The organism is Pseudophaeobacter profundi, assembly GCF_029697505.1.
Lineage (GTDB): Bacteria > Pseudomonadota > Alphaproteobacteria > Rhodobacterales > Rhodobacteraceae > Pseudophaeobacter > Pseudophaeobacter profundi.
Genome location: NZ_JARJEF010000010.1, coordinates 117066 through 131296, shown reverse-complemented (window position 1 = coordinate 131296; position 14231 = coordinate 117066). Strand labels below are relative to the sequence as shown.

The 14231-nt window shown below is 59.1% G+C and carries 15 protein-coding genes; 6 read left to right on the top strand and 9 right to left on the bottom strand.

The window, feature by feature from the left end; all coding sequences use genetic code 11:
• Positions 1 to 24: 24 nt before the first annotated feature.
• The 8 genes from tssG to tssA form a co-directional block, all read right to left on the bottom strand.
• Positions 25 to 1062, bottom strand: a complete 1038-nt coding sequence (tssG, locus tag P2081_RS15780; RefSeq protein WP_278923822.1) for a type VI secretion system baseplate subunit TssG — start codon at positions 1060 to 1062, stop codon at positions 25 to 27.
• Entirely contained in the window at positions 1026 to 2903 is a 1878-nt protein-coding gene (tssF, locus tag P2081_RS15775) for a type VI secretion system baseplate subunit TssF (RefSeq protein WP_278923821.1), read from the bottom strand. The genes tssG and tssF overlap by 37 nt, the downstream gene beginning before the upstream one ends.
• Positions 2904 to 2905: 2 nt before the next feature.
• Complete coding sequence (gene tssE / locus P2081_RS15770; RefSeq protein WP_278923820.1) at positions 2906 to 3403, bottom strand: type VI secretion system baseplate subunit TssE; 498 nt, start codon at positions 3401 to 3403, stop codon at positions 2906 to 2908.
• Positions 3396 to 4235: a type VI secretion system accessory protein TagJ gene (locus P2081_RS15765; protein WP_278923819.1), complete on the bottom strand. Its 840-nt coding sequence runs from the start codon at positions 4233 to 4235 to the stop codon at positions 3396 to 3398. The genes tssE and P2081_RS15765 overlap by 8 nt, the downstream gene beginning before the upstream one ends.
• Before the next feature lie 71 nt (positions 4236 to 4306).
• Positions 4307 to 4810 carry an Hcp family type VI secretion system effector gene (locus P2081_RS15760; RefSeq protein WP_278923818.1) on the bottom strand — a complete coding sequence of 168 codons (504 nt, stop codon included), beginning with the start codon at positions 4808 to 4810 and terminating at the stop codon, positions 4307 to 4309.
• A 56-nt stretch (positions 4811 to 4866) separates the two neighbouring features.
• Entirely contained in the window at positions 4867 to 6363 is a 1497-nt protein-coding gene (tssC, locus tag P2081_RS15755) for a type VI secretion system contractile sheath large subunit (protein WP_278923817.1), read from the bottom strand.
• Positions 6364 to 6372: 9 nt separating this feature from the next.
• Positions 6373 to 6891, bottom strand: coding sequence for a type VI secretion system contractile sheath small subunit (gene tssB / locus P2081_RS15750; RefSeq protein ID WP_278923816.1), 519 nt, complete (start codon positions 6889 to 6891; stop codon positions 6373 to 6375).
• 95 nt (positions 6892 to 6986) lie between these two features.
• On the bottom strand, positions 6987 to 8042 hold the full coding sequence (tssA, locus tag P2081_RS15745) for a type VI secretion system protein TssA (RefSeq protein WP_278923815.1): 1056 nt from the start codon (positions 8040 to 8042) through the stop codon (positions 6987 to 6989).
• Positions 8043 to 8220: 178 nt separating this feature from the next.
• Here tssA and P2081_RS15740 point away from each other — a divergent pair, with 178 nt between their 5' ends.
• From P2081_RS15740 to P2081_RS15715, 6 genes are all read left to right on the top strand, one after another.
• On the top strand, positions 8221 to 9069 hold the full coding sequence (locus P2081_RS15740) for a hypothetical protein (protein ID WP_278923814.1): 849 nt from the start codon (positions 8221 to 8223) through the stop codon (positions 9067 to 9069).
• Positions 9070 to 9134: 65 nt separating this feature from the next.
• The gene (locus tag P2081_RS15735; RefSeq protein WP_278923813.1) at positions 9135 to 9593 is read left to right on the top strand and encodes a hypothetical protein; all 459 of its coding nucleotides are present in this window, start codon (positions 9135 to 9137) and stop codon (positions 9591 to 9593) included.
• Between the two features lie 2 nt (positions 9594 to 9595).
• Positions 9596 to 10213, top strand: coding sequence for a MotA/TolQ/ExbB proton channel family protein (locus P2081_RS15730; protein WP_278923812.1), 618 nt, complete (start codon positions 9596 to 9598; stop codon positions 10211 to 10213).
• A gap of 30 nt (positions 10214 to 10243) precedes the next feature.
• Positions 10244 to 10654 carry an ExbD/TolR family protein gene (locus P2081_RS15725; RefSeq protein WP_278923811.1) on the top strand — a complete coding sequence of 137 codons (411 nt, stop codon included), beginning with the start codon at positions 10244 to 10246 and terminating at the stop codon, positions 10652 to 10654.
• Positions 10651 to 11070 (top strand): ExbD/TolR family protein, encoded by a 420-nt coding sequence (locus P2081_RS15720; RefSeq protein ID WP_278923810.1) that lies wholly within the window; start codon positions 10651 to 10653, stop codon positions 11068 to 11070. The genes P2081_RS15725 and P2081_RS15720 overlap by 4 nt, the downstream gene beginning before the upstream one ends.
• Positions 11067 to 12527: a DUF4384 domain-containing protein gene (locus P2081_RS15715; protein WP_278923809.1), complete on the top strand. Its 1461-nt coding sequence runs from the start codon at positions 11067 to 11069 to the stop codon at positions 12525 to 12527. The genes P2081_RS15720 and P2081_RS15715 overlap by 4 nt, the downstream gene beginning before the upstream one ends.
• Before the next feature lie 24 nt (positions 12528 to 12551).
• Here P2081_RS15715 and P2081_RS15710 read toward each other — a convergent pair whose 3' ends face one another.
• Complete coding sequence (locus P2081_RS15710; RefSeq protein WP_278923808.1) at positions 12552 to 14075, bottom strand: caspase family protein; 1524 nt, start codon at positions 14073 to 14075, stop codon at positions 12552 to 12554.
• Between the last annotated feature and the right edge of the window lie 156 nt (positions 14076 to 14231).

Genomic DNA, 14231 nt, shown 5'->3' with positions numbered 1-14231 from the left:
TCACTTCGCTCCCTATAGGCACTCTTACGTTCCGGTGTTTAGGCCGGGGTACAAATACAAATCGCTCACATCCGCCTGGTCCGCCTCTGGGTCCGGACGACTGCGAATCCAGCTGGTATGGCCAAGCCGGGTTGTGCCGCCCAAACTGGCGCGCGGCACTGCATCCCCGGCCAGCACCAAATTCACATCCCAATCCAGGAAATCCCCCAGATAATTGCGTACAATCGCCCGCAAACGCGCCAGCGCTGCTCCGCCCGGCAACAGGCGTTCATAATCCTGCAGGCTAAGCGGGCCGATACGCAGGCGAAACTTGGCAGATCGGCTCCAGACCTTCTCGCCAAGGCTGGTGTTCTGCCCCAAGCCCCCCTGCCCGCGCCCCATCTGCCAGCGGTCATCCGGTTCCAGCTCTAGCCAGCTGCCGACAAATTCTTCCAGATGCACCGGCACCTGAAAGAAATCAGACAGCAGGGCCACCAGCCCGGCAGGCGTCTTGGTGCCCTGCGCCATGATCCCCGTAAAATGCAACTTGGACAGGTCCGGCATTTCATCCCGGTTGCGCAGCCCGGTGCCGTGATACCCCGCCAGCGCCGCCACCCGGTCCGCCAGCGGATCTTCGTCGCGGTCAAAGCTGACCGCCGGGGCACCCTCGGCCCAGGCCCGGTAAAGCAGCGACATCATCCGATGCGTCAGCATATCGGCAAAGCCCACCAGCGTTGGATCCCGGTGGTTACGGTAGCGATCGCGGGCATATTCAGTCAGATGCAGTGGCAATGGCCCCTGCGGGCCAAACAACCCAAAAAACCGATTGGTCAACCGGGCTGGGCCGTCCTTGGTGGCCGGGGTGAAACTGGCAATGGTTGAGGGCGGAAAGGCCAGCTCTGCCTCTTGGCCAAGGCGCAACGGATCCTGGCGCGGGCGGCGGCTCTCGCCCAGGCGGGGCGAGTCCCGGTAATGCGCTTCCAATACCCTCAGGGCCTGAAAAACATGGTGTTCCTCAGGGGCTTTGACCAGCCGGTCAAAGTGGCTCAAATCATTCGGCCCAGGCCCTTTTGTGGTCGCCATCTGGCGATTTCCCCTCGTTTTTCGGTTGTCAGTACGGTTTCGGTGAATGTGTTGATGCTGGCGTAGCCATGGAAGAACCGTTCCAGCACCGCCCCCAGCGCATAGATATTGCTGCCTTCAAAAAAGCTCTCGTCAAAACCTATGGATATTTCCATCCCACGCACTGCCGTTGACAGGATTTCATCGCTCATCCGGCGCACGATGGGGCGGCTTGAAACCGAGACAATTCCCTCTAGCTGCTTTTCGGTGACCCGGTTTCCCAGCGGCGCGTATAGACCAACCAGCTCGCGCAGGGCTTCGGCGGCCTGGCCACGCCCGCTGTCGGCAATCGACACATAATTCAGGCTAAGATGTGAAATCAGCCGCCAGGCCGTATCCCCCTGCCCCAGCGACGGATGCGGCCGCGTTGGTGAAATCGGCAGCGTGATCTGCTTGACCGGGCCACCTTCGGGCAGGTGAAACAGGCCTTCATTGCCTGTCGCCAAAAGCAGCGGCAGATCGCGATTGGTGCAAAGCGCCTGTACCGCTAGCTGCTCCAGATCCGGTCCATAGGGCGCCTGCGACCGATCGACCAGCGTCAGGTAGACCTCAGAGCCGAGATAGGACGAACGCACCCCGCGCAGCCGTTCCTTTTCGGATCGTTCCCGCATGCGCCGTTTCAGGGTGTAATAGGCCGGGTGGGTTTCGCCAGCAGCAGTGAAATCATCCGATGAATAAAACGGGCGGAACTCGATATCATCGGCACCTTCTCCGCTGATTCCGATCACTTTTTTCAGCGCGTATATTTCAAAATCAAGCCCCGCAGTACGATTGGGAATAACCTGATGTTCGGTGTCGCGTGTGGTCAGCCGCACCCGGTCGCAACGCTTTTCAAACAGGTTTACCGCCGGGATACAATTGATCTGAAATACCTCCGGTAGGACCACAGGCGCTGCTTCGCGCAGCCCTTCACGCAGCGGAATGTATAGGTCCACCTCTGCTCCTGTGCTTTGTTGCAGCGCCGGGCGCAGCCCCTGCAGTTCAACAAAGCGAAACCTCTCCGGCATGGCAAAGAATTCTTGCAACAGACGGTAGCCATCAAACACCCGCGCAGGCACCGGCAACAGCGCCTCATCGCGGGAAAAGCCCTTTTGCACCACGGCCCCGTCAGGCAGGGGCAGCTGCCAGTCGGCCCGCCGGTCGGTCGAACGCGCCACGATGCCCTGCACCTGGGTGCACAAGAGTTCCAGCAGTGGCCAGCTATTGCCGGCAGCATTGCCCAGATAGATCTGCAAGCGATCCATATCGAGGTCGCGCAGCGGCTCTCCGTCGCTGCGTTTCAGGCGCAGCCGGATCCCGGCGCGGGCCTCATAGCCGGCGGCCACCCCAGCGGCTACCAGATCACCGCGCCCGTCGATATACTGCGCCTCGGTAATCTCTACCGGCCAGAGCGTCAGATCGGCGGCGGTGCGAAATTCGCAAGCCGTCTGCGCGCCGTCTTGCAAGCGCGAGCGCAGCACCGAGCCACGCGGCATCAGATAGCCGCTTTTGACCGCAGAATTGCTGGGATCCGGATCCAGCCGCGCAATCATCATCGATGGGGTTGGCGCAAGGTAATGCGGATAGATGATTTCCAGGAGGTTCGAGGTGAAATTGGGATATTGCAGCTCCAGCTCCAGCTGGACGCGCGCCGACAAGAAGGCCACGCCTTCCAGCAGCCGTTCAACATAGGGGTCCAGAACCTCGACCCCCTCCATCCCCAGACGCGAGGCAATCTTGGGATAGGCAGCCGCGAATTCTGCGCCCATGTCTCGCAGATAGTTCAGCTCGTTCTCATAGTGGCCCAGCAGGCGGGTATCCATGGTTAGAGCCCCCGTTCCATTTTGACTTCGCCGGTGGTCACATCGACCTTGCTGCGCAGGTACAATTCCAGCGGCAGCGGCTGCGCCCACATGTCGGCGCGGATATCCAACCCAATGGTCATGCCTGCCGCCTCCGCATCGCCAATCAACTGCACATCCACCGTGCCTTCGATAATGCGGGGTTCAAAACTGCTGATGGCCTGTTCAATCGCGCGGCGGATCCTTTCAGCCTTTTCAGTGGTCGAGAACTCGCCGGTGACTTCGCTCAGCCCATAGTTCAACACAGAGCCCGCCACCGCCGGGTAGCGGTCGCCATCAATCTGGCGCCCAGCGTTCTGTGTGTTGAGCAGCCAGGACAGGTCGCGTTGAATGATTTCGCGCAGCCGGTTCAGATCAATCACCCGCGCATCGCGGCTTTCCCTGCGCTCCCTCGGCGCGTTGTCCGTCAACCGATCCAACAGCGAAGGTTGCAGGCGTTCGGCAAGCATCTTGTCAGCCATCGCTGCCGCCCGGTGCATCGCTGTTGTTCAGTGCATCCTCAGCGCCCGCGCCGCCGATCTGCAGCTGGCGAATGTCCATCAGGGCGAAATCCTCGTCACCGATGGTCAAAAGCCGCTGACCCAGACCAATATAGGCCCCGCCTCCCGCCTCTTGCCAATGGGTAGCCCGCGCCAGTTGGGCCGCTGCATCCGCCGTTTCACTGCCGGGATAGCGGGTCGGTATCAGCACCGCCAGGGCACCTTCATTTGCCAGGGTCAGCGTGCCTGCCATCCAGACGGTATCGCGCAGATCGCTGGGTTCATCGATTTCAAGGCTCTGGATCTGGGCAAAGGGCAGCCAGAAATAACGCCCATTCAGGATCACCTCTAGCACCGGGCCAAGGCGCATATCGGCATCAGAAATCCAATCAAAGGCAGTGCCATTCACTGTTCCCGCCGTTGTCGGGGCCGCCGCATATGCAGCCTCTCGCAGGGCCTGCGCCTGGTCCGCATGGCCCTGCGCCAGTTGTTTCTGCGCCTCGATCAACTGCGCCAGCCAGGGGGCTGGCTCGCCCAGGATCAAGGGGTCTTTTTCACCCTTGAACACCTTTTCACGGTAAACTTCACATAAGATGGCCTCTCGGTAGGCCTGCGCCATGATCGTTGCCCCGGCATCCAGTTCGGCGCTCAGCCGCAGCTGCGCCACCGCCCGCTTCCAGTCTCCCATTATGCACAGGAGCTGAAACAGAAAAATTCGCAGTTTGGCATTGGAAGGGTCCGCGCGCACCTGGGCCTGCAAAGTGGCCAGGGCCTGTTCCGGATCACCAGCCCGCAAATGCGCTTCAGGGGTCATGGGCACTACTCCGCCATGTCAAATACACATAAAACCCCCGGACGTGCAGCCACGCCCGAGGGAGAGGCAAATCAATACTCGAACTTGCCGGTTTGGACGTTCCATTGGAAAACAATTGGGCTTTCCAACTTACCTGTCTTTTGATTGGTGGATTTATAGGTATGCTCAATCGCGGCATAGGCCAGCGACCAGGTCTCCTCTGGAATGCCATCATCACTGGCCGAGATCGAATAACTGTCGATCACCACGTCTTTCAGCTTCCACACGGAATATTCCAGCAGACCTTCGGCCTGAGCATCGCCAGACCGGCACCAATGCATGATGATTTCCGGACGTACGGTGCCGTTGGCAACCGATTTGGCCAGCTCGTTCGACGCCTTGCCCATCTGCGACGTCAGCTCGATCTTGCCAAAATTGGAATTGGAGTGCATCCGCTGGGTCGAACCGAGATCGGTCATTTCAACCGCGCGTTCAACATTCCAGTTTGCCGACTGAATGACGATCCAATTCTTGTGTTTATCTTCGGTCGCATCACCCTCGATATCCGAGATTTCCACGAACATGCTAGCAGCCATTTTGCTATCCTTTCAAACCATAACTCATTGACATAAATTTGAGGCCAGAGTGGTTGTTAGCCTCCCTTTTCCGAGGGCAATTTTGACACCAGCCGAAGCGAGACCGACAGGCCTTCCAGCTGGTAGTGCGGGCGCAGAAAGAATTTTGAGCTGTAATAACCCGGGTTGCCCTCGACCTCTTCGACCACCACTTCGGCAGCGGCCAGAGGTTTGCGCGCCTTTTCGTTCTCGGAAGAGATATCCGCGTTGAAATCAACGTAATTGTTGATCCAGTTCTGCAACCAGGATTCCATGTCCTGACGGCTTTTGAACGACCCAACCTTGTCGCGCACCATGCATTTCAGATAATGCGCAAAGCGGCAGGTGGCAAAAAGATAGGGCAAACGCGCGCCAAGATTGGCGTTGGCGGTTGCATCCGGGTCGTCGTATTCGGTGGGCTTGTGCAAGGATTGCGCGCCCATGAATGTTGCTACATCAGTATTTTTGCGATGCAAGAGCGGCATCATGCCGTTCTTGGCCAGCTCGGCCTCGCGCCGGTCATCGATGGCAATCTCGGTGGGGCATTTCTGATCCACCCCGCCATCGGTAGTCGGGAAGGTATGCGAGGGCAGCTCTTCCAACGTCCCACCGCTTTCAACCCCGCGAATGCGCGAGCACCAGCCATAGGATTTGAACGAGCGGGTGATATTGGTCGCCATGCCATAGGCCGCGTTCACCCAGGAATATTTCTCGCTGTCGGCGCCTGTTGTGTCTTCCTCAAAAGCGAATTCATCCACTGGATCTGTTTTGGAGCCATAGGGCATCCGGCCCAGAAACCGCGGCATTGCCAACCCGACATATTTGGAATCTTCGCTTTCACGCAACGACCGCCAGGCGGCATATTCCGGGGTCTGAAAGATCTTGGTCAGATCGCGCGGATTGGACAGTTCCGACCAGCTATCCATCTGAAACAGAGAGGGCTTGGCACCGGTAATCAGCGGCGCATGGGCCCCGGCGGCGATTTTGGACATCTCGCCCAGCAGCTCAATATCTGGTGGTGAATGGTCAAAATGGAAATCCGCCACCAAAGAGCCATAGGGCTCGCCCCCCAACTGGCTGAACTCCTCGGTATAGAGTTTCTTGAAGATCGGTGACTGATCCCAGGCCGTGCCTTTGAATTTCTTCAAAGTCTTGCCCAGTTCCTTTTTGGTGATCGGGATCACCCGGATTTTCAGCATCTCGTCAGTTTCGGTATTGTTGACCAGATAATGCAACCCGCGCCAGGCGCTTTCAAGCTGCTGAAATTCTTCGTTATGCAGGATCAGGTTGACCTGCTCTGTCAGCTTTTTGTCGATCTCGGCCACGATGCTTTCGATCGACCGTAGCGCATCATCCGAAATCAGCCCGGCATTGGCCAGGGCCTGTTCTGCCAAGGTTTTGACCGCGCTTTCCACTGCCGTTTTGGCCTGGTCGGACTTAGGGCGAAATTCCTTGTGCAACAGGCTTGCAAATTCACTGGAGCCAAAGGCGCTTTCTTCCGGGGCGGCCTCGGTCTGGAGTTGTTCTTCTGCCATGTCTACCTCCTATTCCGTGTCGCCATCGGCGTCACCGCCGGGTTTGGGCTGCGCTGCAAGGGTCTTCAGCAGGCTGGGGTCCTGGATGATCTTGGTGATCAGATCTTCGGCCCCGGTTTTGCCATCCATATAGGTCATCAGATTGCTCAGCTGACTGCGCGCCTCCAGCAACTCTTTCAGCGGCGCCACCTTCGCCGCGATAGCTGCGGGCTTGAAATCATCCATGCTTTCAAAGGTGATATCGACCGCCATATTGCCTTCACCCGTCAGGGTATTGGGCACCGTAAAGGCGGCGCGCGGTGCCATGGATTTCATCCGGCTGTCAAAGTTATCAACGTCTATTTCCAGAAACTTGCGATCCGCAACGGCGGGTTGCTCGACCTCGGACTTGCCGGTGAGATCCGCCAAAACCCCCATCACAAAGGGCAGCTGGACCTTCTTTTCAGCGCCATACAGTTCCACATCATATTCGATCTGCACCCGTGGCGCCCGATTGCGGGCAATAAACTTTTGTGAACTTCCAGCCATCTAGCTCTCCTTAACTCGTCATCAAACTTGACAAGGACCCTTGGCAAAAACACCTCTTTTGCGCGGCTTGGGTACTTGCATCCCCCTCGATTTTGTCAATCGTCATCCTCCAGGCCGCCGATCAGCTGCACATTTTCCAGACCACGCGGCGCCATGTCATTCACAATGGTAAGGAAATCAGCCCCCACCAGGCGCTTGGCACGTTCCAGCAACAAGGGCAGCGGGCTAGAGGGTTCTTCCCGCTGGTAATAGGCAATAATGCGATCCAGCGTATTCGCCACATCAGTAGGAGAATTGATTGCACCAGGCACCGCAGCACTGCGCCCCGGTGCAACAGCCGCCTCCGCACCCTCTGCGTCATCAGCCGCCTCATCGCTCGCCTCTGTCGCCGGGGCATCTTTAAGGTCACCATAGTCGCGCAGCCGTTTGCTGATCTGGCGCAGCAGTTTAATCAGCGGGTCCAATTCGGGGCCCTGCCCAGGCGTCTGAACGTCAAACACCGCCGAAATCGCCCGGATGTCTTGCTCGGCCTGTTCGACAGCAACAAGGCGTTCTGCAATTCCGGCACTGTCGCTGTCCTGAAAGGCCGCCCCGATGGTGGCCCGATCCGGAACTGTATCCATGCTGTTGGGTGCGGCCAGCAACCCTTCGGCAATTTCAATATCGCGCAGGGTAAAGCGACCAAAGCCGCGACTGTCGCTTAACGCGCAGCGTCGCAACGAGCGAAATACGGGCGATGGCCCCCCCATCCCATCAGGCTGCCCGCACAGATCCTGCACCGCATTGATCCGCATGATCGGGTCGCCGTCATCTTCGTCCAACTCTGGGTGACAGCTCGGCCAGAATTGTTCCAGGCAACCACGGATAAAACTGATGCACTCGGCAAAGCCAACCAGCCCATCGCGTTGCAGCACCGCATCTGCCAAGAATACCGCCGCCCGCAAATCATGGCTGCGCGCCAAAACATCCAGCGCGTTTTCCTCTACGGTTGCATAATCCGGGTCGGTTGCATCGACACGCTCATCACCGACCACAGTCTCTTCACCAGGCTGCGCGGCAAGCGCCATCTCTGTGAAGGCCGGATCATATTCAAGATTATCCCCGCTGGGGGCGTCTTCCCCTTTGGGCTGTAACAAAACAGCCAGATCCATACAGTTGACCCCCCAAAAACCAGGTCAAGCGCGATCAGAAAAAACCACATACCATATGGACATACAGAGATGCGGCAGCCTCCAGGCGCGCCACTTACAAAACAATAACTTGACGTTGAGTGAGCCTTATCGCCATCTTAAAGTCAATTGTTTTTACACCTTTTTGTGAGTGGTGGTGATGTGTGCTGACCGTGTTACCGGTGACGAAATAAGGGCGATGGTACGCGAGGGCACCAAGCGACGGACCAGTTTTGGCTTCTGTCTGGATGACACCAAAGATGCCCTTCTGATGATCCAGCCCGGCAACAAACCCGAAGCCCTGCGCGCGCCCCTGAAAAAGGCCGGTGGCAAGACTCCCATGCTCTGGGGGACCTATGTTGTTAAGGGCGATCAGATGGAAATGATCTGCGAGCAGACTTCGGCAAGAATCCTGTTGCAGCTCAAACGGTTCCTCAAGAACAACCGCCCCAAGGTGAACGTCCTGTTCCTTGACGATGGCGGCAATATTCTGGACAGCCTAAAGCCAGAAGTCGCCAGCGAGACCACGCCTCGTTCGGCCGATAGTAGCGATATTGACGCCCCCGAAGTTGATCCAAAGGCGGTGCTGCCGCTGAAACAGCGGATGAAACGGCTGCAGCCACGAATCGCCCTGGCCCCCGGCCCCTTGGAACTGAAGCTTAACCGCGCGCTGGCAAAATCGGTGACCCTGATCAATGCCGGGCGGCTGCAAGAGGCAGAGGTGCTGATCCTTGTCAGTGAACGCGCCATCGCCGCCCTTGGCAAAGACCGCGAGGACGAAGAAACCACGCTCAAACGCGGTCAACGCGCCACAGATACGCGCTCGCTCGGGGCGCAGGTTAAACGGGTCCAGAGCCTGCAGGCGGATGTTGCGCGCGCCCCAGGCCCCGCACGCGACCGGCTTACCCGCGCCATCCACAAAGCCGCCAAACTATTGAAGCAACGCGACCTGGACGGTGCCCGCGATGCCATGGACAAGATCGAAAAAGCCCTGACCTCGCTGGTATAATTCGGCGTCGCCGTCAAATTCCGCCGCCCCTTGCAAACCCTGTTTCAAACCCACTGGAGACCGCGATGCCCCTACCCTGCCCTTCTTTCCCCCTGATTACCCGCGGTGCTGCGCTGGCGCTGCTGGCGCTACTGCCGGTGCAGGCGCTTAGCGAAACCGCCAGTTCTGCCGACGGGTCGCTGCTGGTCGAACTGAACAAAATGGAAGAGATCGAGGGGGGCGGTTGCCGCGCCTTTTTTCTGTTTCGCAACCAGACCGGCAAGAGCTTTGCAGGCTTTGAAATGTCCCTGGCCATTCTGAATGGGGCCGGCATCATCGACCGGCTGCTCTCAGTGGATGCGGCCCCCCTGCCGGTGCAGCGCACCACGTTGAAACTCTTTGAAATTCCCGAAATCGCCTGCAGCAATATTTCCGAGCTTTTGCTACATGACATCACCTCTTGCCAGCCGCAGAACGAAGCGGAAATGGATTGCTTCCCGCTGCTGGATCTAGCCTCTCGCAGCACCGCCAAACTGGTGAAATAGCCATGGGTTTTCTGCTACAGATTCTCACAAATGGCGGGCCGGTGATTGTCCTGCTGGCCGCAACCTCTCTGCTCTCGCTGACCGTGATTGCGGTGAAGCTGGCGCAGCTCTGGCCGGTGACCTCTGGAACCGCACAACGCACCGCCGCCATCGCCCGCTGGCAAAGCGGCGACAGGCCGGGTGCCCAGGGCGATATCGTCGCAGACAAGGCGCCGGCAGACCGGGTGCTCCGCTATGCGATGGAAGCCCTGCAAAACGGTCTGAAGGGGCCCGTCCTGATTGCAGAACTGGAACGCCGCGGCAACGAAGAGGTCCAGCGGATGAATGGGCTCATCCGCTTGCTAGAGCTGATCGCCATGGTCGCCCCCCTGCTTGGGCTGTTGGGAACAGTGCTGGGCATGATCCAGTCGTTCCAAGAGCTAGAGCTGGCCCAGGGGGCTGCCGATGCTTCGGTTCTGGCAGGTGGCATCTGGCAGGCGCTGCTGACCACCGCTGCCGGGCTGGTGGTGGCCATCCCGGCAGCAATTGCCGCCGGTCTTTTTGCCGCGCGTATCGACCGGGCATCGCAAATGATCGAAAGCGCAGTTGGTCAGCTGATGTTGGCAGATCATGGCCAGTAACGCGCGCTGCATCCCCCGACAGAGGCCGCCATGCAGCTAGCAAGACGCCCGCGCCCCCAAGCCCTGATCTCTCTGGTGCCGATGATCGATGTGATGTTGATTCTATTGGTATTTTTCATGGTGACCTCTAGCTATCTCAACCTGGATATGATCCCGGCGCTGCGCCCCACAGATGACGCGGTCAATTCGGACAGTTCGGCGCAACAGAGGCTGATGATCCGACTGGATGCCACTGGTACGCCGCACCTGCGCGCCCAGGCGCTGTCCAGCGAAACCCTGGATCAACTTTTGCGCCGCAGCCTTGCCCTGGACCCACAGACGCAGCTGATGATCCTGCCCTCCGGCGCGGCACCAACCCAGGCGCTGATTTCTCTGATGGATCGGGCAGCCAGCGCCGGGGTGAAAAACATGCGGGTTCTGCAATTGGAGGCCCGGCCGTGAAACTGAAACAGAACCGCCGAACCGCCCCCACTGAAACCATCATCGCCCTGATCGACGTGGTATTTTTCCTGCTGGTCTTTTTCATGCTGATCGGGCGAATGGACGCAACCGCCCCCTTTGAGGTCACACCACCACAGGCGCAAACCGGGCGGGATATGCCGACGGGCGGCATCACTCTGGCAATCTCGCAAAACGGCGGGCTGGCGCTGGATGGCGATGCCCTGCCCAAATCAGAAATTTCCGCTGCGCTGGCCGAAGCGCTGACCAAAGACCCGGCACTCCGTCTGCGTATCAATGCCCACCGCGACGCAGATCTGCGCCATGTTCTGCCGCATGTCTCCCTGGCCGAAGCTCTGGGGTTCGTAGATGTGGTGCTTGTGGTCACACCAGAGGCCAGCGCAGGGGTAGGAAAATGACGCCAAGGATTGGCATATGGACGCTGGCGTTCGGGACGTCAGTTATTGCTCACCTTGCTGTTTTTGCAGTTCTTTTACCGTTTCTCAATCCGGTGCCTGTGCCGCAGAAACCCGGCCCCGAAAGCGCCCTCACGCTTGCCTCTCAACAGATCACGCGGAGCCAGGCACAACCACGCGCCCCCGCTGCAGACCTCGGTAAACAATTGGCCACCACAGGCGACAACCTTAGCGCCGGGGCCTTACCCCAGACAAGGGCGAGGCCGACCAATACGGCAACCCGCACAAAACAACAGGCGCCCATTTCAGCCGCAACACAGGCGACAACACTGGTCGCAGATCTGCCGCCAAGCCGCCCAAGCACTGCCAAACCGCTGCCCGCGCAAAAGGCCCGCCCACAACCAGCACAGGCCCAGCCAGCCGCCATCGCTCAGCTGCGCCCAAATACCCTCGCCGCCCAGGTCGCCAGCGCGGAACCTGCGCGCAGAACCAACCTTGCCAGCGTCGCGGCTGCCCTTCCGTCGACACAGGCCAATAGCCCCCCTGCCCCGGTCACGCCGCCCACTCAGGCGGCACAGCCCCTGCCCGAGGCCACGCCAGCCGCGCTCGCGCTCACGCAAAGCACACCACAGGCCACCCAGGTCACCGCTGCGCTGGCCTTTCAGGGGCAGGATATGGGCGTGGTCGATCCTGTTTCTCTGGCCGCCTTTCATAGCTTCACCAGACCGGGGGATCTTGCGGCACAATCCGCGAATCTACGCGATGGCCTGGAAGCCCTGCTTAGCGCGGTGCCCTGCGCCCGTTTGCAGGTTGCTTTTGACCCCGAAACCGCAACCCTGGAGCTGCGCGGTCACCTGCCCGAAGCCGGCCTGCGTGCACCGGTTCTTGCCGCGCTACAGGCGCAGATGGGGCGTGATATCGCGCTCAAGGACAACATGCGATTGCTGCCGCGCCCGCAATGTGGCGCGCTCAGCGGTATTTCCACTGTTGGCCTGCCGCAAAGCACCGACCAGATTACCAACCCATTGCTGCTGGGAACAGATTCACAGGCACGGGTGCTGTCCTATTCAGGCGGCGAACAGTTGTTCTTTGAACTGACAGCACCGGATTACCCAGCCTATATCTACGTGGACTATTTTGATGCCGCGGGCGATGTAATCCACCTCAGCCCCAACGGCGCAGCCCCGCTGCAGCTTGCACCGGCAAAAAGCGCCCAGCGGGTGGGGGCGAGAACCCCGGAAGAGCCAGGCCTGCAAATCACAATTGCCCCCCCCTACGGGCAGGAAATCGCCGTCGCCTTTGCAGCCTCTGCACCGCTATACCAAACCCCACGCCCCATAAACGAACCCGCCGCGCCCTATCTGGATTTCCTACGCGAAAGAATTGCCGAGGTACGCAATCAAGACACTGATTTCAAAGGGGAATGGGTCTATTTCCTGATTGAAACCACCCCGCGCTAAAGCGCCGCGTTCAGCCCACGCCCCCTATTGGCAGCCCCCCGCCGCCCAGGACTTCAGGCTGCGCTTCATCACCCCGCCAAAGGGATGCTGCTTGTTCAAGGATCGCTGCATATTGAGGCTCAGATAGGTATTTGCCTGGGTGCAAAGGCGGTCGCGCGTCCATTCATGGCAAGAGCTGCAGGTCTCTGTTTTCCAATAGCTTTCCGGCAGCCCCTCAATCGGGGGGAACATTGGCGATTGCTCAACGATCTCTGCCAGACTGAGGCCACTGATCTGCGCCAGATCCGAAACCAGCGGGCTGACGAATGTCACCGGCCCGGCTTCGGCTTGCTTCGGCGTGCTCTCGGGTGTTTCAGCAACTTCAGCTGTCACCTCTTCTGACGGCTCTGCACCGGCAGGGTCCTGCGCCTGCCCGGCCTGGAGAGCAGCGATTTCAGTGCGGGCGATTTCCGCATAGGTACCATCAGGATAGCTTTGCAAATAGGCCTCATACCCGGTGACAGAGCCATCTTGCTGTGCAGCGGTAAACATAGCGGTTTCGCCTGTGTCGGGTTCCACAGATGGCGGCACAGGCGCGGATGATCCGCCGCCCAGCTCTTCTTCCATCACCGCGCTGAGCAAGGCGCGGGCCTCGTTTGTAAAAGCCCCCTCGGGGTAGCCCCGCAAAAACAGCATCAACTGCACCGGATCTCGCGTCGCGCGCACCGACTGCCAAAGCTGCAATTCCTCTGTTTCAGCCGGGCTAAGCACCGGGGCAGCCGGAGAATCGACAAAGACGAAGTCACTGACCAGCGAAGAGGTATCCCAAGGCGTTTGCTGGCCCCCGCTATGTGCTAACACTGTACGGCGCACCGCCTTGAAAGCCTGCTCAACCGGTTGGCCTGGAACAACAATTTCATGTGCCAAAGCCTGGGTAAAAGGGCTATTGCCGCGCTGCCCATCCAGCGCCACACTGCCAGGCGCAGTGGCATAGGCCAGAAATGTCCCGGTTGGGGCCTTCATTTCCGCCAGCCCGCTTTCATCAAGATCGGCCACATTTTCAAAGGGATTGTTGCGGCAGGCATCCAGGATCACCAAATTGGTGCGATTGCGCGCAGAGCCCATCTGCCGCAGCACTGACTGGGCCTCGACCGCCATCAAATCCAGATCAGCAGCATCCGCCAATGCCACATCCACTGGCAATAAATAATTGTTGCCAAAGCTCTGCACCCCGTGACCGGCATAGTAAAACAGCCCCGTTGCCTCGCTGCCGGCGGCGCGTAGATCACGACCGAACTGGGCAATAGCCCGCTTCATCTCCACTTGGCGTAGGTCGGTTGCCAGCGTCACCGTAAAACCTAGATCTTTCAATGTATTGGCAATCAGGTTAGCATCATTCACCGGATTATCCAGCGGCGCAACCTGCCCATACAAGGCATTTCCAACCACCAGCGCCAGCCGCGGCTCCCTTTCGATCTCTTGCGCCCAGGTCACGCCAGCGGAAAAAGCAAAAACCGCAAAAAGGGAAAACAGGTGTTTAAACAGGCCCTGCGACCACAAGAAATTCACTGCACCAATACTCCGAACCCGTCCCCGCGGGGACATTACACATTGGCGAGGTTTTTCCGCGCCGAATTACCGCAATCCTTGCATTATGCGTCACTATCGCCGTTAATCAAAGAGGTAGCGCGCTGAGGAACCGCGATTTGCGCCGCGCGTGCGTCT

Excerpts from the sequence above, each read along its gene's own strand:
- P2081_RS15725 (WP_278923811.1), top strand. The coding sequence starts at position 10,244 with ATGCAGCTAGCAAGACGCCCGCGCCCCCAAGCCCTGATCTCTCTGGTG.
- P2081_RS15765 (WP_278923819.1), bottom strand. The coding sequence starts at position 4,235 with ATGACCCCTGAAGCGCATTTGCGGGCTGGTGATCCGGAACAGGCCCTG.
- P2081_RS15735 (WP_278923813.1), top strand. The coding sequence starts at position 9,135 with ATGCCCCTACCCTGCCCTTCTTTCCCCCTGATTACCCGCGGTGCTGCG.
- tssB (WP_278923816.1), bottom strand. The coding sequence starts at position 6,891 with ATGGCTGGAAGTTCACAAAAGTTTATTGCCCGCAATCGGGCGCCACGG.
- tssC (WP_278923817.1), bottom strand. The coding sequence starts at position 6,363 with ATGGCAGAAGAACAACTCCAGACCGAGGCCGCCCCGGAAGAAAGCGCC.
- tssA (WP_278923815.1), bottom strand. The coding sequence starts at position 8,042 with ATGGATCTGGCTGTTTTGTTACAGCCCAAAGGGGAAGACGCCCCCAGC.
- tssF (WP_278923821.1), bottom strand. The coding sequence starts at position 2,903 with ATGGATACCCGCCTGCTGGGCCACTATGAGAACGAGCTGAACTATCTG.
- tssE (WP_278923820.1), bottom strand. The coding sequence starts at position 3,403 with ATGGCTGACAAGATGCTTGCCGAACGCCTGCAACCTTCGCTGTTGGAT.
- tssG (WP_278923822.1), bottom strand. The coding sequence starts at position 1,062 with ATGGCGACCACAAAAGGGCCTGGGCCGAATGATTTGAGCCACTTTGAC.
- P2081_RS15760 (WP_278923818.1), bottom strand. The coding sequence starts at position 4,810 with ATGGCTGCTAGCATGTTCGTGGAAATCTCGGATATCGAGGGTGATGCG.
- P2081_RS15740 (WP_278923814.1), top strand. The coding sequence starts at position 8,221 with ATGTGTGCTGACCGTGTTACCGGTGACGAAATAAGGGCGATGGTACGC.
- P2081_RS15715 (WP_278923809.1), top strand. The coding sequence starts at position 11,067 with ATGACGCCAAGGATTGGCATATGGACGCTGGCGTTCGGGACGTCAGTT.
- P2081_RS15730 (WP_278923812.1), top strand. The coding sequence starts at position 9,596 with ATGGGTTTTCTGCTACAGATTCTCACAAATGGCGGGCCGGTGATTGTC.